The organism is Idiomarina baltica OS145 (assembly GCF_000152885.1).
GTDB lineage: Bacteria > Pseudomonadota > Gammaproteobacteria > Enterobacterales > Alteromonadaceae > Idiomarina > Idiomarina baltica.
In genome coordinates this window covers 343459-362747 of sequence record NZ_CH672404.1, presented here as the reverse complement: position 1 = coordinate 362747, position 19289 = coordinate 343459, and the positions used below count along the sequence as shown (strand labels likewise).

The window sequence follows — 19289 nt, the reverse complement described above, 5'->3', positions numbered from 1 at the left end:
GTCACAACACTGGGCGCTCGCGCCCTTTTTTTGTTTTAGGAGGCAATTTGGCACGTATAGAGGAACGTTTATCGGACATGCTTCGCCCAGCCGTTGAGGCCTTGGGTTTTGAATTGTGGGGCATTGAGTTTGTCCGTGCCGGCAAGTTTTCAACGTTGCGTATTTACATTGATAAGGAAGAAGGTATCAGCGTTGATGATTGCGCTGACGTCAGTTATCAAGTGAGCTCTGTACTTGACGTAGAAGATCCGATCAATACGGAGTATAACCTGGAGGTTTCGTCACCCGGTATGGAGCGTCCGTTCTTCTCTATTGCGCAAATGCAGCCTTATATCGGCGAAACGGTCGCGTTCGAATTGACCGTAGCTAAACAAAATAAGCGGAAGTTCCAAGCGGTTCTGGAAGGAATTGAAAATGACCAACTGCAACTCAGCGTTGGTCAAGAGTCTTTGACGGTGGGTATGCACGAAATCAAGAAAGCCCACTTAGTACCGTCATTTGATTAACGATTTGCGTTGGTGAGGCAGAATCATGAGTAAAGAAATCCTGTTGGTAGCAGAGGCTGTTTCCAACGAAAAGGCAGTCCCTCGAGAGAAAATTTTTGAAGCGTTAGAGTCGGCATTAGCTCACGCGACCAAGAAAAAGTATGACGGCGATATTGATGTGCGTATTGATATTGATCGTGCAACGGGCGAATTTGATACGTTCCGCCGTTGGTTAGTGGTTGAAGATACCGATACGGGTCTTGAGCACCCTTATCGTGAAATTAGCCTGTCAGCCGCGCAGTATGAAGACCCATCGCTACAATTAGGCGATTACGTCGAGGAACAAATTGAGTCGATTCAATTTGACCGCATTACAACGCAGACGGCAAAACAAGTTATCGTACAGAAAGTACGCGAAGCTGAGCGTGCCCAAGTGGTTGACGAATACCGTGACCAAGTGGGTGAATTAGTCACAGGCACGGTTAAACGAGCGAATCGCGAGCATGTTATCTTAGATTTAGGCAATAATGCTGAAGCGATTATTTATCGTGAAGAAATGTTGCCGCGCGAATCAGTTCGTCCGGGTGACCGAGTGCGTGGTTTGCTTTACGATGTGCGTCCAGAAGCGCGTGGAGCTCAGTTGTTTGTCACGCGTTCGCGCCCCGAGTTCTTAATGGAATTGTTCCGTATCGAAGTGCCGGAAATCGGTGAAGAGATGATTGAACTCAAAGGCGCCGCTCGCGATCCTGGTTCGCGTGCTAAAATTGCGGTTAAAAGCAATGACCGCCGCATTGATCCGGTGGGTGCATGTGTGGGTATGCGTGGTGCACGTGTACAAGCAGTATCAGGGGAGCTCGGTGGCGAGCGTGTTGATATTGTGCTGTGGGACGATAACCCCGCGCAATTTGTTATTAACGCAATGGCACCTGCGGAAGTGGCTTCAATTGTAGTCGATGAAGATGCTCATACCATGGATATCGCTGTTGCAGCCGATAACCTAGCGCAAGCGATCGGTAAAAGTGGACAGAATGTTCGGTTGGCCAGTCAGCTCAGTGGTTGGACGCTTAACGTCATGACCGTTGATGACTTCAACGAGAAAAACGAAGCAGAAACGAATCGCTTGTTAAACTTATTTATAACCAGTCTCGATATCGATGAAGATTTTGCGTCGGTACTCGTGGACGAAGGATTTTCTTCACTTGAGGAAGTGGCTTACGTTCCTGTAGCTGAGTTCCTTGAAATTGAAGGGATGGATGAAGATATTGTTGAAGAGTTACGTGGTCGCGCGCGTGCCTACTTAACAACGAAAGCATTGGCTGACGAAGAGTCTCTTGAGTCAGCAGAGCCGGACGAATCATTACTTGGGCTTGAAGGAATGGACCGCCACTTGGCGTACGTTCTTGCCAGTCGCGGTGTGACCTCATTGGAGGAGCTCGCGGAGCAAGGCATTGATGACTTAGCCGGAATCGAAGAGCTGGATGAACAGCAAGCTGGCGACTTAATCATGAAAGCCCGCAATATTTGCTGGTTCAGCGAATAACCACGATCAGCGGAGGTACAACAGACTATGGAAGAAGTAACGCTCGAAAAGCTGGCCAAAGATGTCGGTACAACAGTTGATCGTCTGATTCAGCAGTTTGCTGAAGCGGGCATTAAAAAAACGCCTGATGATGGCGTGACAGAAGATGAGAAACAAAAACTATTGGCACATTTGAATAAGCAGCATGGCGGCGGTGGCTCATCAGAGCCCAGCAAAATGACCCTTAAGCGTAAAACTAAGAGTACGCTGAGTGTCGGTGGTGGTCGTGATGCCAAATCAGTACAAGTCGAAGTGCGCAAAAAGCGTACATATGTAAAACGTTCAGCTGCTGAAGAGCAAGAGCGCGAAGAGCAAGAGCGTCTTGCCGCAGAGAAGGAAGCGGAAGAGGCGAAGCGTCGCGAAGAAGAAGCCAAAGCCAAGGCGGAAGAAGAAAAACGCCAACAAGCGGAGGCTGAAGCTAAAGCGAAAGCAGCACGCGAAGCTGAAGAAAAAGAGAAAGCGGCTCGTAAAGAGAAAGAAAAAGCGAAACAGAAAGCGGAAGCCGAGCGGCGTGCGGCAATGACGCCAGAAGAGCGTGAGGCTGCCGATAAAGCTAAGCAGGAAGCAGACAAGTTACGTATGCAGCAAGAAGAAGAAGCGCGCAAGAAAGCCGAGAAAGAGGCTGAAAAGCAAGCGGAAGAAGCTCGTCGTTTGGCTGAAGAAAATGCCAAGCGTTGGGAAGAAGAAGAGAAAGAGCGTAAAAAGGCCGAGCAAGAAGAAGTGCATTTTACAACCTCTTCGACAGCCCAAGAAGCAGAAGACGCACAGGATTATGACGAGGAGCGTAAGTCGCGTCGTCGTAACAAGAAACGTCGCCGCAAGGATGAAGAGGCGGATGAGCGTACACCGCGTCGTGAAAAGCGTCGTAAAGGTGGACGCCGTGGTTCAAGCTTGCAACAAGGCTTCAATAAGCCAGCTCAGCCGGTAGAACGCGACGTTAAAATCGGCGAGACCATCACTGTGGGTGAATTGGCAAGTCGCATGGCGGTTAAAGCAAGTGACCTGATTAAAACCATGATGAAGATGGGTGAAATGGTCACCATTAACCAGATTCTTGATCAGGAAACTGCTGCGTTAGTGGTTGAAGAGCTTGGCCACAAAGCGGTAGTCGTTAAAGACAATGCGCTTGAAGAAGAAGTCTTGTCAGACCGTTCTGAAGGTGGAGAGGAAGAGCCTCGTGCGCCAGTGGTAACGGTCATGGGTCACGTCGACCACGGTAAAACCTCATTACTTGACCACATCCGTAAAGCGAAAGTGGCCTCAGGTGAGGCGGGTGGTATCACCCAGCATATTGGTGCATACCACGTTGAAACTGACCATGGCATGATTACCTTCTTGGATACACCAGGACACGCCGCATTTACCTCAATGCGTGCACGTGGCGCTGGTGCCACGGACGTGGTTATTCTTGTAGTTGCTGCGGATGATGGTGTGATGCCACAGACTAAAGAGGCTGTGCAGCATGCGAAAGCGGCGGGCGTACCTATCGTGGTCGCTATTAACAAAATGGATAAAGAAGAAGCTGATCCAGACCGTGTTAAAAATGAATTAGCACAACTTGATGTCATCCCGGAAGATTGGGGCGGTGACGTGATGTTCATTCCTGTGTCTGCGCACAGTGGTATGGGAATTGACGAGCTTCTTGAAGGTATCTTGCTACAGTCAGAAGTACTCGACTTGAAAGCAGAAAAAACAGGTATGGCGTCGGGTATCGTGGTCGAATCACGCTTAGACCGTGGTCGCGGTCCCGTTGCGACAGTATTGGTACAGCGTGGCTTGTTGCGTCAGGGCGATATCGTACTTTGTGGTCTTGAATACGGTCGTATTCGTGCGATGCGTGACGAGACCGGTAAAGATATTAAAGAAGCAGGTCCTTCGATTCCGGTAGAGATTTTAGGTCTGTCAGGTGTTCCACAAGCGGGTGATGAAGCGACTGTCGTTAAAGACGAGCGTAAAGCGCGTGAAGTTGCGAACTACCGCCAAGGCAAGTACCGTGAAGTTAAGCTGGCGAAGCAGCAGAAAGCGAAACTTGAGAACATGTTTGCCAACATGGCAGAGGGTGACGTATCTGAACTCAATATCGTATTGAAATCAGACGTACAAGGTTCTTTGGAAGCTATCTCTGATGCGCTCGTGAAGTTATCAACCGATGAAGTCAAAGTGAATATCATCGGCAGCGGAGTTGGTGGTATCACCGAAACCGATATCTCACTGGCAAGTGCATCGAACGCAATCGTTGTCGGCTTCAACGTACGTGCTGAGGCAGCGGCTAAGAAGCTGGTCGAGCAAGAAAATGTGGATCTACGCTACTACAGCGTTATCTACGACTTGATTGATGAAGTTAAGCAAGCAATGACCGGCATGTTACGCCCAGAATTTAAACAACAAATCATCGGTCTTGCAGAAGTCCGTGATGTGTTTAAATCACCGAAATTGGGCGCGATTGCAGGTTGTATGGTTACTGAAGGCATTGTTAAGCGTTCAGCACCTATCCGCGTATTGCGTGATAATGTTGTTATCTATGAAGGTGAGCTAGAGTCACTACGCCGCTTTAAAGATGACGTACAAGAAGTCCGTAATGGTATGGAATGCGGTATCGGTGTTAAGAACTACAACGATGTCAAAGAAGGCGACCAAATCGAGGTGTTTGAGACGGTACAGGTTGAACGTACACTGTAAACCTCGAAAGTTTGCTTTCGATTATGATAAAACCGCGGGCATCCTGTCCGCGGTTTCAGTTTGGAAGAGTTATGGCACAAGAATTTAGTCGTACAGAGCGGGTACGCCATCAGCTACAACGAGAAATCGCGATGATTTTGCAGCGTGAGGTAAAAGATCCGCGCGTGAGTATGGTAACGGTCTCTGATGTTGAAGTTTCTCGAGATCTGGCATACGCCAAAGTGTTTGTCACGTTTTTGCACGATGACGATGACCAGGTTAAGGCGGGCCTTAAGGTACTCAATCAGGCATCCGGTTTTATTCGCTCGTTGCTTGGTAAACGTATCAAAGCGCGCGTAGTTCCAGAGCTTAAGTTTCAGCACGATGGCTCGCTTAACGAAGGTATTCGTATGAGTCGGTTGGTAGACGAAGCGCGTAAGCGGGATAAGAACGAATCTGAGGGTGAATAAATGGGTCAGGCACGTCCGCGTAAGGGTCGGCCAATAAACGGCGTACTGTTACTCGATAAACCCAAGGAAATGACATCTAACCGTGCCATTCAAGTGGTTAAACGGTTATATGAGGCGCAAAAAGTAGGGCATACGGGCGCCCTTGATCCGCTGGCTACTGGGCTATTGCCCGTGTGTCTAGGCGAAGCGACCAAGTTTTCCCAGTATTTGTTGGATGCGGATAAAGCCTATCGCGTGGAAGCACAATTGGGCGTGCGCACGACTACGAGTGATGCCGAAGGTGAGGTCGTTGAGCAAAATCCAGTGGATGTCTCGGATACGCAGCTGAACGACATCATTGCTCAGTTCACCGGTGAACAAGCGCAAACGCCTTCAATCTATTCGGCATTAAAGTACGAGGGCAAACCGCTTTATTATTATGCGCGTCGAGGCATTGATGTACCGCGCAAGACAAGGACTATCAGTGTTCGCGCGATTGAACTTCTTCACCGTGATGGTGATTTTGTCACCTTGCAAGTCGCATGTTCCAAGGGAACTTATATCCGGACTTTAGTAGATGATATGGGTCAAGCGCTCGGCTGTGGTGCCCATGTGCGAGAGTTACGCCGCACCCATGTTGCCAATTTAACGGATGCGCAGCAATGGTCTCTCGAAGCGTTGGAACAGTGCGATGATGAACAGCGCTTAGCGTGCCTCGAACCTGTCGATACGTTATTGAATGGATTGCCAACGCAAACTATCAGCCAGGCGGAGGCGCGCGACGTCATGCACGGTCAGCCGGTCTTTAATCGTACCCTTGATACACAGGCGGTGGGGGACGAATGCCGATTATGTGCCAAGAGCACGGCAGGTCATAGTGTGTTTATTGGCGTTGTCGTTTTGCGTAAAGACGGTAAGTTGTGGCCAAAACGAGTACTTGCGTTGGATTATTGCGGTTTCAATTTATCGGATTTGAAATAGTCATTGAAATATTTACTGAGCGCCTTATAATACGCGCTCTTTCCGCTGCTGAATTAGTGATCGGAAGCGGGTCATTTAAAACTTAAGGAGTTATTATGTCACTAACTGTTGAGCAAAAAGCAGAAATCGTAAAAGAATTTGGTCAGGGCGAGAACGACACAGGTTCTCCTGAAGTGCAAATCGCTTTGTTGACTAAAAACTTGGCGGAATTGCAAGGTCACTTTAAAGCGCACAAGAAAGATCACCACTCACGTCGTGGTTTGTTGCGCATGGTAAGTCAGCGTCGTAAATTGCTAGATTACCTCAAAAAGAAAGACCAAAGCCGTTACGTAGCGGTTGTAGAAAAGCTTGGCATCCGTCGCTAAGTCAAAAATTTCGAAAAAAGGGTCCCTCGGGACCCTTTTTTTATGCTTATTTTTTGATAAGGGGTCTTAATTCTGTCATCTATGCCTTATACTATGTGACGATTGAAAATAGATAGAAAACGAACACCAATCCGGGTGTTCACATTCAGTTAGGTAAAGGAAAGCAAAACGTGAATCCAATAACTAAACAATTTCAGTATGGTCAACACACAGTTACATTGGAAACTGGCGTTGTAGCGCGTCAAGCAACTGCAGCTGTGATGGCTAGCATGGATGATACAACCGTACTCGTCAGCGTAGTTGCCAAGAAAGAAGCGCGGGAAGGACAAGACTTTTTTCCATTAACGGTCAACTATCAAGAAAAAACCTACGCAGCGGGTAAAATCCCAGGCGGTTTTTTCAAGCGTGAAGGTCGTCCTAGCGAAAACGAAACGTTGACATCACGTCTTATCGATCGCCCCATTCGTCCATTATTCCCTGAAGGGTTCATGAACGAAGTACAAGTGGTTGCGACTGTTGTGTCGGTCAACCCACAAGTAAGCCCAGATCTCGTTGCAATGATTGGTACCTCGGCGGCGCTGGCTATTTCTGGTGTGCCATTTAATGGTCCAATCGGTGCGGCTCGCGTGGGTGTTATCAACGATGAATACGTACTTAACCCAACGCAAGATGAACTTACCGAATCTAAGTTAGACTTAGTGGTTGCTGGTACTCAGCAAGCGGTCTTGATGGTCGAATCAGAAGCCAACCTTTTATCAGAAGACACCATGTTGGGTGCAGTGATGTTTGGTCATGAGTCGATGCAAGTCGTTATCGATGCGATCAATGAGTTTGCTCAAGAAGCAGGCAAAGAAAAATGGGATTGGCAGGCGCCACAAAAAGACGCCACTTTGGTTGAGAAAGTGAAGTCACTCGCCGAAGCCGGCATCGGCGAAGCCTATCGCATTACTGACAAAGCTGAGCGCTACGGCAAGATCGCTGAAGTTAAGCAAGCGATGATTGAGCAACTCGTTGCTGAAAATGAAGAAGCCGATACCGATGAAGCGGGCAAAATCTTCCACGACGTCGAAAAAGATATCGTGCGTAGCCGCATCTTAGCGGGCGAAAAGCGTATTGACGGTCGTGACCCAGACATGGTGCGTGCTATCAGTGTAGCAACGGGCGTGTTGCCACGTACCCACGGTTCAGCTTTGTTTACGCGTGGAGAAACTCAGGCGTTAGTTACAGCGACGTTGGGTACTGACCGCGATGCGCAGATGATTGACGAACTGACCGGTACTTCGACCAGCCGCTTCTTGTTGCACTATAACTTCCCTCCATACTGTGTGGGTGAAACCGGTATGGTCGGTGCACCTAAGCGCCGTGAGATTGGTCATGGTCGTCTTGCTAAGCGTGGTATCCAGGCGGTTATGCCGAGCCACGAAGAGTTCCCATATACCGTTCGTGTGGTGTCTGAAATCACAGAATCAAATGGTTCTAGTTCAATGGCATCAGTGTGTGGTTCTTCGTTAGCATTGATGGATGCAGGCGTTCCAATTAAGTCTTCAGTAGCGGGTATCGCTATGGGACTTGTTAAAGAGGGCGATAAGCACGTCGTCTTGTCTGACATTTTAGGTGATGAAGATCACTTAGGTGATATGGACTTTAAAGTAGCGGGTAACAACGAAGGTATCACTGCGCTGCAGATGGATATTAAGATCGATGGTATCACCCGCGACATCATGGAAAGTGCGCTAGGCCAAGCTAAAGCGGCCCGTTTGCACATCTTGTCTGTGATGGACGAAGCAATCGGCGAACACCGCGATGAGCTCTCTACGTATGCACCACGTTTCACGACCATTAAGATTGATCAAGATAAGATCAAAGACGTGATTGGTAAAGGTGGCGCTGTTATCCGTGAGTTGACTGAGTCAACGAATACCAACATTGAAATTGGCGATGACGGTACGATTAAGATTGCTGCCAGCGATCAAAATGATGCCGATGCAGCCATCAAGCGTATTAAAGAGCTAACTGCTGAAATTGAAGTAGGCAAAATTTATCAAGGTAAAGTAGCACGTATCGTTGACTTTGGTGCGTTCGTTACAGTATTACCGGGTAAAGACGGGTTGGTACACATTTCACAGATCGCTGAAGAGCGTGTGAACGATGTCAATGACTACCTCAAAGTAGGCGACACGGTACCTGTTAAAGTGCTTGAAATTGACCGTCAAGGTCGTGTTCGTTTAAGCATGAAAGAAGCGGCTGAAAAGCCAGCTGAAGCGAATAGCGAACAATCGACTGAGCAATCGGAAGACAAAAGCGAAGATTAATCGTTAATCTTTACCCAGTAAAAGCCCTGTTGAGCTAGCTCAATGGGGCTTTTTTTGCTCTAATGGAATAAATTTTCAAGGGTATATTCTATGCGATTACTTTCTTTGGCAGCGTTGCTTGCTATGACCCTAACAGGATGTGCAACTCCGCCCGCGAATCAAGCCGATGCACTCGCAGCACCCACGCCTAATGTTGTGTTAGCAGAGCCCGAACAGGCTGAGTTTCGTTATGAAATAGAGATCGCGCGTATTAGTCAATTAGTGAGTGATGAATCGTTATCTGATGAAGAACTCGCATTTGCCTTTTATCGTCGTGGTGCATTGTATGACGCGCTAGGCTTACGTACGTTGTCGCGCATGGACTTTATGCGGGCGATAGAAGTCAAACCACGGTTAGCAGATGCCTACAATTATTTAGGCATACAATACACTGAGTTGGGCGAGTTCGACTTTGCTTTTGAGGCACTTGATTCTGCACTTGAGCTTGACCCCGACCATCCGTATGCATTGCTTAACCGAGGCATCGCAGAGTATTACGATAATCGTGTTAAATTTGCGGTTAATGATTTCCAAGCACACCTTAAAAATGACCCCAGCGATCCTTATCGCGTGATTTGGTTGTTTCTGGCGCAGTATCGCGAATCACCCAATGAGGCGTTGAATGCGTTGGCACGCAACCAAAAGGGAATAGATGAAGAAGACTGGGCTAACCGAATTATTGAATTGTATTTAGGAGAACTGAGCGAAACTGAGTTTCTGCAACAACTCACGGTGCAGCTTCGGGGTGATGAAACCCTAGCAGAACGTCTGTGTGAGGCTTATTTCTATCTCGGTAAATACAGTCAACGGCAACAGCAGTGGACTAAAGCGGCCAATTATTTCAAGTTGGCATTAACGACTAACGTGCATGAATTTGTTGAACATCGTTATGCCGACATTGAGTTGGAGCAAACTCGCCGACAACTGCAATGAAAACCCTCTGTATTTTGCTAGGGGTCGCCCTAGGGGTGACCCTAATCTCCAAAGATTCTCAACCGACATCAACCCAACTGCGTTGGGCCGCAGCGCTTAACGGAGACGCCAATGCCCAGTTTGAGGTGGGCGAAGTATATCAACAGCAACAACGTGTCAGTGCGGCACTGATATGGTGGCAACGAGCGGCTCAAAATGGCTCGAAAAAGGCGCTTGAACGCCTCCAGTCCAAATTTCCGCAACATTCTAAGCGTTGGCTCAATATTGCTGCGGAGCAGGGCGACGAGCACGCTACTGCGCAGTTAGCTGAGTTAGCATTAAATGATCCCACGATATCTTGGCCAGATTGGTATTCGCGCTTTGGTCAGTCTGAACTTTCTGGTGGAGCGAGCGCACTTATTGCCTCTAAAAATGCACCCTCGTGTACCAGGGTGGTGCCCGTAGTCGCGCGTTCTAACGCCAGTAAAGCGCGTTATGTGGCCTTGCTTGAAGCTATCAGTGGTATACAGAATGAATCGAGTGCAGGCCAGATATGTTTCGCCTGGCAACATAGACCTAAACAGCATTGCTCAGTTACTGATAGCCAACAAGCAGTATGTGATGAGACCGGTTTGACAGGAGACACCGGAAAAATACTATTAGCTCAGGCGGGTCGCTCCTACACTCGTCCTAATACAATGGTGCTTGGACAAAGTGCAACGCCTGAGGTTATTCGACATGAATGGGCGCACTGGCTAGGTTTTGCGGATGAATATGCGATGCGCATGCCTTATGCGCGTAATTTTTGTATGGGGCGTTATGCTCAGCAACCGGTCAATATCGTGGTCACTGAAAAGCCAACAATGAGCAGTTCTGAGCTGCAAGCGTTATGGCGTCGCTTACCTTGGTCTTCGCACATAAGTGACTGGCGCAAATTAGCACGTCCGTTGGGGGAGGATCAGTGGCAGCTAGGTTCGAGCAGTGCACACGCAGTTGGTCTATATGCTGCGCAAACCTGTGCGGCAGTTCCTGGACGCTACGCGTGGAAACCCTTAGCGCAGGAAACTTTGATGGAACGCCATCAGTCAGGAGTGTGGCCTGACTTATATAATCTTTTACAGCAGCCGGCGTTACTGCATGATGGCGAGTTGAGCCAACATCAAAATGGGGCACAAAAAGGCGAAAAACCAAACGAGTGAACGCAATTTGTCCCAATTGAGTAAGTAAAGAATATTGTAGGCAATACGAAGCACAATAAAGCTCACTGCCAGCCCCGTTGCGTGGGGACTGATTTGTTCACTGGCGAGATTAGCCAGTACAGCGGCTGCGTAAAGCGGAAACGCTTCGTAAGCATTATAGTGAGCGGCGACAGCTCGGGCGCCAATGCCGGTGAGTCGAGATTGCTGGGCGCGCGGATGATGGTTGTCATACCCGTTCGCCCGATTTTGGAAAAACACCACAGGTGCCTTAGCCAATACGGGTAAGACACCTGCGATTAACAAGCACCACAGCAGTGTGCTCATCGTACAGTTTCACCGGCTGCTTGTAGGTCAGCATGGTAGGATGAACGTACCAAAGGTCCACTGGCGATATGGCTAAAGCCCATTTCTACGCCCGCAACACGGAGTTCTTCAAACTCGTCAGGGTGTACGTAACGAGCGACCGGAATATGGTGACGGCTAGGTTGCAGATATTGACCAATTGTCAGCATATCGCAGTCATGAGCACGTAAGTCACGCATGACCTCTAAGATCTCTTCTTTGGTTTCACCCAAGCCAACCATGAGACCCGATTTAGTGCGCACATCTGGACGTGCTTCCTTGTACTTCTTCAACAAGTCCAATGACCACTGATAGTTTGCCCCGGGGCGCGCCGCTTTGTATAAGCGCGGAACCGTCTCTAAGTTATGGTTAAATACATCAGGCGCTTCGCCGGACAAGATGTCCAACGCAACTTTCATACGTCCACGGAAGTCAGGCACCAAGATCTCGACCTGAATTTCTGGGGTGTACTTACGAATTTCACGGACACAGTCGGCAAAGTGTTGGGCACCACCATCACGCAGATCGTCACGATCAACTGACGTAATTACAACGTACTTTACGCCCATGTCATGGATAGTCTTACCGAGTTTTACCGCCTCTTCAGGATCGGGTGGTAATGGACGACCGTGCGCAACATCACAGAATGGACAGCGACGTGTACAGATATCACCTAGGATCATAAAGCTTGCTGTACCATGGTTAAAACACTCGGGTAGGTTAGGGCACGATGCCTCTTCACATACCGAATGTAAGCCGTGGCTACGCATGGCTTGTTTGATTTCATCAATACGTTGCGTGTTTGACGGCAACTTAACCTTCAGCCATGAAGGTTTGCGTAACATTTGGTCACGTTCAGTCGGAACGATCTGAACAGGAATAAGTGCCATTTTGTCGGCGTCGCGCATTTTAACGCCGGGTTCCACTCTAACTGGCTTTGACATAAGCTTCTGCAAGTCCTGTTTCCGATTGAGTATTTCGGTAGCCAACACGTTCGATAAAGCGTTGCGTTACCCTCTCTGCTGCTTCTTCGAAGCTCTGCGGACCGCCTAAGTCCGCCGTTTGAATCATTTTTATACCGGTCAACCCACACGGGTTGATGCGGCTAAAGGGTTCCATATCCATATTGACGTTTAACGCCAAGCCATGAAAAGAACACCCTTTACGGATGCGTAAACCGAGTGAACAGACTTTATCTCCGTCCACATAAACACCCGGCGCGTCGCGGCGCGGTGCGGCTTCAATTCCGTAATCGTTTAATACGTCGACGATGGTATTCTCGATCTCGTTCACGAGCTGCCGAACACCGAGGCTGAGGCGTCGTATATTGAGCATAAAATAAACCACCAGTTGCCCCGGACCATGGTAGGTCACTTGGCCACCTCTATCGACCGGAACAACGGGAATATCACCCGGCGCGAGTAAGTGCTCTTCTTTACCCGCCTGTCCTTGGGTAAACACTGGCGAATGCTCAACTATCCATAGCTCATCGGGCGTTGAATCGTCACGCGTATCGGTGAATGATTGCATGGCCCGCCAAATCGGCTCATAAGCCTGACGACCCAAGTCACGAACAATAATTTTATCCATCATCGACCTATTATAACGAGATGCGCTTGTGGCGGCTAGCGTTGCTTTATTACGAGCAGTTATAGCACATAGCGGACATCTTCAATGTCAGCTAGAGAGCGGTAGAGAATTTCGATATGTTCCTGACTCTCGACACGAACCGAAACCGAAACGGAATGGTAGTTGCCTTTGCTACTCGGCTTGACCGAGGGACTGTAGTCCCCCGGTGCATGCTGCTGTAATACTTCAACGACTTGATCAGGAAGCGTGGCCGTAGCTACGCCCATCACCTTAAAGGTAAAGTGACATGGAAAGTCGACTAGCTGATCAAAACGAGTTTTTTGCATACGGATTGCTTATTCCTCAGAGAACTTACGTTTAATATAGTCCATTGCGCGCTTAAAGAAACCGCCTTCCTCGACACTTTGCAATGTAACGAGTGGGAAAGAAGCGACATCTTCACCTTCAAGTTGAAGGTAAACGGTACCGACGTGTTCGCCTTTCTGCAATGGTGCTTCTAACTCTTGATTGAGTTCAAAGTTTGCTTTTAATTTGTCGCGTTGACCACGCGGCAGCGTGATAACAACATCTTCGCTAATACCTAACTCGACCTGGTCTTTGTCTCCACCCCAAATTCGTTGAGATACGAAACTCTCACCGGCTTCATACGCAGTTACCGTTTCATAATAACGGAAGCCGTAGTTAAGTAATTTTTTGCTTTCAATTTTACGTGCTTGTTCGCTACCGGTACCGATGACTACTGAAATCAGTCGAGTATCGCCGTCCACTGCGGACGTCACTAGACTATAGCCAGCTTCGCTGGTGTGGCCCGTCTTAATGCCATCCACATTCATGCTTCGGTCCCACAACAACGCGTTTCGGTTGTATTGCTTTATGTTGTTATAAGTATACGATTTTTGAGAGTATATTTTATACTCTTCGGGCGTCTCATTGATAAGTGCGCTCGCCAATTTACTCATGTCGCGTGCCGAAACATACTGTTCCGGATCGGGTAAACCATGACTGTTAGCAAAATGACTGCTGGTCATACCGACTTCTTGCGCGTACGTATTCATTAAATCTGCGAAAGCACCTTCGCTACCGGCAATGTACTCTGCCATGGCGACACAGGCGTCGTTACCAGACGAAATGATAATACCGTGGTTAAGGTCCGATACACTGACCTCAGTACCGACTTCGATGAACATCTTCGATGATTCGGGGAAATTTTTTGCCCAAGCATTTTCGCTGATAGTGACCATGTCCGAATTACTAATACGACCGGCTTGAATTTCTTTACCGATAATATAGCTTGTCATCATCTTGGTCAGACTCGCGGGCGGCAGGCTCTCATCTGCGTTACCTTCGGCGAGTACTTTACCTGTTTTGTGGTCAATCAGAATATACGCCTTAGCGTTGACCTGAGGAGGATTCGGGACAAGCGACTGAGCACTTGCAACACCAAAGGAAAACACAGCAACGAGTGTGACGAGTGGTTTTATCATCTTGTTAACTATCTTCATGGTTATCGCTTTAACATCTTTTATGTGTGTGGATTATATCAATTTTGATTGTTCGAGTCAGTTGCTTCCGCACTATTCGCGGTAATTTTAACTCTAAATGCGTTAGGAAAACCCTTCGCCCTAACTTGCTGTAACCATTTATTGGCTTCAACTTGTGGCAAAGGTCCTAAAAGTAGCTTATGTAGACTCTCGTTTGACTGAGTAGTTGCATGTGCTTGCCAATTTTTTGGTAACTGGTCGCGTAAGGTCGATATTTTTTGCGCATCTTCGCTGGCGAATAGTTGGACATAATAGCGATGTTCAACGGCGGGCGATAAAAACTCAATGGCTTCAACTTTAACCGGTGCTGTGCCGTGACCTACGATGTCCAGTTTATAGGCAGCCGCAAATGATAAATCGATGAGTCGATCGGAGTGAAATGGGCCACGATCGTTGACTCTTACGATCACCTGTCGTTGGTTATTCAAGTTTGTCACTCTTACGTAGGTTGGCAGTGGTAACCGGGTATGGGCGGCGGTCATACTGTACATATCATAGTATTCGCCATTAGATGTGAGGTGACCATGAAACTTATTGCCATACCACGAAGCGATACCTGTCTCTGAATAACCCTCAGCTCTTTCCATTACATCGTAAAACACGCCATTGACTTGATAATCTTGGTTACCTTGTCGACTTAAAGGCTCCTGTACCGGTGTCGCACTTTGCAATTCCGTAGCGGTAGGGATGCGTGTTGGTGCACTATCGTGCGCTTGTTGGTAACGACCTGAGGGCTGCGAGCTGCAGCCGTGCAATAGCACTACACAACTGACCAGCGAAGCGCCTAAACGCACCATTTTATGAGTCATTTTGATGTTCATAAGCAGAGGCAATTTGTTCGCTCAATTGATAAGCGACCATAGCGTATAGTGGGCTGTGGTTGTAGCGCGTAATGCTGTAAAAATTGTCAAAGCCTAACCAGTATTCATGACCTGTTTCGGTTTCAAAAGCCAGCACTTTAACGGCAAGGTCATCAGCGTATTGGCTGTCGATTTGATAGCCTTGACGGCGCAACTGACCAATCGTGGTATCAGGTTTCATACCTTTTGAGGCAACCGCTGCCCAATCTTGATTTTGCTCAGGTTGGTAGGCGACCGGTGCGCCGGCTTGCCAGCGGTGTTCCGCAAAATAGTTTGCCACGCTGCCAATCGCATCGGTGGTGTTGTTAATTAAATCGCGCTTACCGTCATTATCGAAGTCGACAGCATAGTGTCGGTAGCTGGATGAGATAAATTGACCATACCCCATGGCACCGGCATAAGATCCCACCGGCTCTGTAACATCCCAACCTTGCTCGGCGGCTAAACTAAAGTATTCGGCGAGTTCCGATGAAAAGAATGAACTCCGTGGCGGATAATAAAAGCCAAGGGTATATAAGGTATCTAAAACGGAATATTTCCCTAAGTACTCACCATAGAAAGTCTCGATACCGATAATGGCAACAATAATGCGCTCGGGTACACCAAACTTCTGTGCTGCACGCTCTAGCTCATCCTGATGAGCTTGCCAGAACCGGACACCCGCGGCACGGCGCTTATCGGTCAGGAAAATAGGGTAGTATTGATACCAAGGTTTAGCCTCCCACGGCTTTTGGATGGCAGCGAGCACATCCTCGTTACGTCGCGCCTTAGCTAACCACTGCTGTAGCTTTTCCGGCGCGATTCCTAGTGCCTCACTTTGTTCGCTCACAAAGGCATCGATTCGTTGTTGTGCTTCAGTTTCGGTGCGTTGCGTTTGCGCGCTAGCGAATGGTCCGCTAAGCGCGGCCAACATGATGGAGGAGGTTATTATCGCTGATTTAATCATACTGCACCTACATAATCGTTACTATTGATAGCCATCGCGGATTACAAGCCTATGATGGGTTGCCGCTGACATAATAATCCCAAAACCAGCCATCAAGGTTACCATGGATGTGCCACCATAACTGATTAGCGGCAACGGTACCCCGACAACGGGAAGTAATCCAGAAACCATACCAATATTTACAAAAACATACACAAAAAATGTCAGAGTCAGCGATGCTGCGAGGAGTTTAGCGAACATATCTTGTGTTCTTAACGCGATGATTAACCCACGAATAATGACAAAGGTATAGAGTGCCAGCAATAAGGTGACGCCGATGAGCCCGAATTCCTCACTAATGACGGAAAAGATGAAATCGGTGTGACGCTCGGGTAAAAACTCAAGTTGAGATTGAGTGCCATGGAGCCAGCCTTTGCCATCAATGCCACCGGAGCCAATGGCTATTTTGGATTGGATAATATGATATCCGGAACCCAAGGGGTCGAGCTCTGGATTTAGAAAAGTGAGTACCCGCTGACGCTGATAGTCATGCATTAAGTAGATCCACAAAACGGGTAGGAAGGCTAGTATGAGCATGACGGCAAATACAATTAAACGCCAACTCAAACCGGCAAAGAAGATAACGAAAAGTCCGGCGCTTGCGACTAACAACGAGGTACCTAAATCAGGCTGCTTAGCAATCAGAAGGGTCGGTAACAACACCAATGCGAGCGCTGCGGCTATTCTTAACAAGCGCGGTGGCAGGGCGCGTTGATTGATGAACCACGCAATCATCAGCGGCATCGCTAACTTCATAATTTCTGAGGGTTGAATCGTCACAGGACCGAGATCGAGCCAACGTTGGGCGCCTTTGCCGACTTCGCCAACCAATAATACGGCGATGAGCAACAATACGCCTAATCCATAAATTAACGGTGAGATACGTTCGTAGAATCGTGGTGGCAGTTGCGCGACGACGAAAAGGGTGGCCAACGCAGCACCAATACGAATAGCCTGTCGTACGACCATATCCATGTTTTGCCCACTTGCCGAGTAGACGATAAACAGACTGGCGATGCAGAGGCTCAGTAAGCCGAGTAGTAAAGGGCCATCCAAGTGTAACTTTTTGAGCAACGGGTGACGCTGACGTTCTTCAGTCGTTAGCACTTTCGACCTCCTCATATTGCTCAGGGTGATAGCGCTTATGCCATGTATCTAATAGTCGACGAGCGGCTGGAGCGGCAATGCTACCGCCACCCCCAACCACGTTTTCAATTGCAACAGCGATGACAACTTCAGGTGATTCAGCCGGTGCGTAGCCTATATACATTGCATTATCGCGATATTTTTCGGCGACCTCTTCTGCAACATATTCCTCGTCTTCACCCAAGTTAACAACTTGTGCCGTCCCGGTTTTACCTGCGGATGTGTACGGCGCATGACGAAACGCTGAATGAGCGGTTCCGTGAATGCTGGAAGTGACTTCGACCATGGCGTCGTGCACCACTTGCCAGTAGCTTTGTTTATCGACTTGTACGGGCTGATTGTATTTCGGTTCTACCACTTGCATATCGTCTAACGTTCCATAACCTCGCAGCAACCTCGGAATAACGAACTCACCATTATTTGCCATCACACCCGTTGCAGCCGCAAGTTGCATTGGTGTAGCGGTCCAATAACTTTGTCCAATACCCACCGATAGCGTTTCGCCTGCATACCATGGCTGACCGTAACGGGCGCGTTTCCAGCCGCTATTGGGCATAATCGCAGGAATTTCTTCAGCAATATCGATGCCGGTTTTTTCGCCAAAGCCAAACTGATGCATGAAGTCAGAAATTTGATCGACACCGAGTTTGAGAGCCAAATCATAATAAAATGTATCGCAGCTCTCTCGGATAGCTTTACTGACGTTGACCCAACCATGACCCCAAGCAAGCCAGTCGCGGTAGCGCCGGTCGACCCCTTTAATTTCGAACCAACCGGGGTCCCAAATGCGAGTCGTCGGTGTAATCTCACCTGATTGTAAGCCTAGTAATCCGAGTTGAGGTTTAATAGTAGAGGCGGGCGGATAGCCGCCCTGGGTTGCACGATTCAGCAAAGGACTGTGTCGGGAATTCAGTAATGAACGATAGCGATCGACTGAGATGCCGCTAACAAACCAATTGGGATTGTAACTAGGGGTGCTCGCCATCGCGAGAATGCCCCCCGTTTGCGCGTCCATCAGAATGATCGAACCGCGATTTTCTCCCAGTATTTCAGTTGCTTTACGTTGTAGTTCGATATCCAGCTCGAGCACAATATCTGAGCCCGGTGTGGGCGGCTCAGTGTTCAGCGTACGCACTACACGTCCACGATTGTTCACTTCAACGCTACGATACCCCACCTCACCATGAAGTTGTTCTTCATAGTATTTTTCGATACCCAATTTACCGATGGTTCGACTCGCCGCATAGTTGGGTAGACGTTCTTCCTCATCTAAGCGCTGCACATCACGACGGTTAATTTTAGCGACATAACCTACGACGTGAGTCAACAGATCGTCGAATGGGTAGTGGCGTACCAATCGTGCTTCGATTGAAAAACCGGGAAACTTATGTTGTTTGGCAGCAAAGCGAGCAATTTGTTGCTCGTTCATATCATCGAGTACGGTGACATGATTGAAACGACGCTGAGTTTTCACATTCTGCTCAAAGTCTTCAATCGCTTCAGGTGGGATTTCCAGTAAGTTAGCAATACGCGCAACTTGTTGTTCGAGGTCGGTAACTTCCTCAGGAATGACTTCTAAGCTATAAACGGGTAAATTCTCAGCCAGTAATGTGCCATTACGGTCGTAAATCAAGCCTCGATTCGGCGCGATTGGAACGAGCTTGATACGATTATCATTTGAACGGGTTTGCAAGTCGTTATATTCATCGACTTGTAAGTGATAAAGGTTACCAAGAATAACCGCGAATAAGCCGATAATAACAACAATCGCAAAAATCACTCGTCCAGCAAACAGGCTGGATTCAGCATCATGGTCTCTGATCGGCGTACGAGTGCGCATTTAGCT

18 protein-coding genes are annotated in these 19289 nt (G+C 48.3%); 9 read left to right on the top strand and 9 right to left on the bottom strand.

Translation table 11 applies throughout. The annotated features are described in order from the left end of the window. Positions 1 to 47: 47 nt before the first annotated feature. The 9 genes from rimP (at position 48) to OS145_RS05295 (ending at position 10979) form a co-directional block, all read left to right on the top strand. Positions 48 to 506: a ribosome maturation factor RimP gene (gene rimP / locus OS145_RS05335; RefSeq protein ID WP_040487805.1), complete on the top strand. Its 459-nt coding sequence runs from the start codon at positions 48 to 50 to the stop codon at positions 504 to 506. 25 nt (positions 507 to 531) lie between these two features. Then, positions 532 to 2025: a transcription termination factor NusA gene (gene nusA, locus OS145_RS05330; RefSeq protein WP_006955198.1), complete on the top strand. Its 1494-nt coding sequence runs from the start codon at positions 532 to 534 to the stop codon at positions 2023 to 2025. A 27-nt stretch (positions 2026 to 2052) separates the two neighbouring features. Further along, the gene (gene infB / locus OS145_RS05325; protein ID WP_006955197.1) at positions 2053 to 4743 is read left to right on the top strand and encodes a translation initiation factor IF-2; all 2691 of its coding nucleotides are present in this window, start codon (positions 2053 to 2055) and stop codon (positions 4741 to 4743) included. Between the two features lie 71 nt (positions 4744 to 4814). Next, positions 4815 to 5192, top strand: a complete 378-nt coding sequence (rbfA, locus tag OS145_RS05320; protein WP_006955196.1) for a 30S ribosome-binding factor RbfA — start codon at positions 4815 to 4817, stop codon at positions 5190 to 5192. Then, positions 5193 to 6152 (top strand): tRNA pseudouridine(55) synthase TruB, encoded by a 960-nt coding sequence (gene truB / locus OS145_RS05315; RefSeq protein WP_006955195.1) that lies wholly within the window; start codon positions 5193 to 5195, stop codon positions 6150 to 6152. 95 nt (positions 6153 to 6247) lie between these two features. After that, a complete protein-coding gene (rpsO, locus tag OS145_RS05310; protein ID WP_006955194.1) occupies positions 6248 to 6517 on the top strand; it encodes a 30S ribosomal protein S15 in 270 nt (89 codons plus the stop codon). Between the two features lie 170 nt (positions 6518 to 6687). Beyond that, on the top strand, positions 6688 to 8829 hold the full coding sequence (gene pnp, locus OS145_RS05305) for a polyribonucleotide nucleotidyltransferase (protein ID WP_006955193.1): 2142 nt from the start codon (positions 6688 to 6690) through the stop codon (positions 8827 to 8829). 90 nt (positions 8830 to 8919) lie between these two features. Further along, on the top strand, positions 8920 to 9801 hold the full coding sequence (gene nlpI / locus OS145_RS05300) for a protease adaptor lipoprotein NlpI (protein WP_006955192.1): 882 nt from the start codon (positions 8920 to 8922) through the stop codon (positions 9799 to 9801). A 35-nt stretch (positions 9802 to 9836) separates the two neighbouring features. Then, positions 9837 to 10979: an SEL1-like repeat protein gene (locus OS145_RS05295; protein WP_131382146.1), complete on the top strand. Its 1143-nt coding sequence runs from the start codon at positions 9837 to 9839 to the stop codon at positions 10977 to 10979. Here the strand turns inward: OS145_RS05295 and OS145_RS13150 are convergent. The 9 genes from OS145_RS13150 to mrdA are packed head-to-tail and all read right to left on the bottom strand — an operon-like array spanning position 10911 to position 19283. Beyond that, positions 10911 to 11303 (bottom strand): MAPEG family protein, encoded by a 393-nt coding sequence (locus tag OS145_RS13150; RefSeq protein ID WP_083773237.1) that lies wholly within the window; start codon positions 11301 to 11303, stop codon positions 10911 to 10913. The genes OS145_RS05295 and OS145_RS13150 overlap by 69 nt on opposite strands. Beyond that, positions 11300 to 12265: a lipoyl synthase gene (gene lipA, locus OS145_RS05290; RefSeq protein ID WP_006955189.1), complete on the bottom strand. Its 966-nt coding sequence runs from the start codon at positions 12263 to 12265 to the stop codon at positions 11300 to 11302. Before lipA ends, OS145_RS13150 begins: the two co-directional genes overlap by 4 nt. After that, positions 12249 to 12914, bottom strand: coding sequence for a lipoyl(octanoyl) transferase LipB (lipB, locus tag OS145_RS05285; protein ID WP_040487720.1), 666 nt, complete (start codon positions 12912 to 12914; stop codon positions 12249 to 12251). The genes lipA and lipB overlap by 17 nt, the downstream gene beginning before the upstream one ends. Positions 12915 to 12970: 56 nt before the next feature. Then, entirely contained in the window at positions 12971 to 13237 is a 267-nt protein-coding gene (ybeD, locus tag OS145_RS05280; RefSeq protein WP_006955187.1) for a DUF493 family protein YbeD, read from the bottom strand. Between the two features lie 9 nt (positions 13238 to 13246). Next, complete coding sequence (locus OS145_RS05275; protein ID WP_006955186.1) at positions 13247 to 14413, bottom strand: D-alanyl-D-alanine carboxypeptidase family protein; 1167 nt, start codon at positions 14411 to 14413, stop codon at positions 13247 to 13249. A gap of 38 nt (positions 14414 to 14451) precedes the next feature. Beyond that, complete coding sequence (locus OS145_RS05270; RefSeq protein ID WP_006955185.1) at positions 14452 to 15261, bottom strand: septal ring lytic transglycosylase RlpA family protein; 810 nt, start codon at positions 15259 to 15261, stop codon at positions 14452 to 14454. Then, positions 15251 to 16258: a lytic murein transglycosylase B gene (gene mltB, locus OS145_RS05265; protein ID WP_006955184.1), complete on the bottom strand. Its 1008-nt coding sequence runs from the start codon at positions 16256 to 16258 to the stop codon at positions 15251 to 15253. Before mltB ends, OS145_RS05270 begins: the two co-directional genes overlap by 11 nt. Before the next feature lie 21 nt (positions 16259 to 16279). Then, complete coding sequence (rodA, locus tag OS145_RS05260; protein WP_207328210.1) at positions 16280 to 17419, bottom strand: rod shape-determining protein RodA; 1140 nt, start codon at positions 17417 to 17419, stop codon at positions 16280 to 16282. After that, positions 17391 to 19283 carry a penicillin-binding protein 2 gene (mrdA, locus tag OS145_RS05255; protein ID WP_006955182.1) on the bottom strand — a complete coding sequence of 631 codons (1893 nt, stop codon included), beginning with the start codon at positions 19281 to 19283 and terminating at the stop codon, positions 17391 to 17393. The genes rodA and mrdA overlap by 29 nt, the downstream gene beginning before the upstream one ends. Between the last annotated feature and the right edge of the window lie 6 nt (positions 19284 to 19289).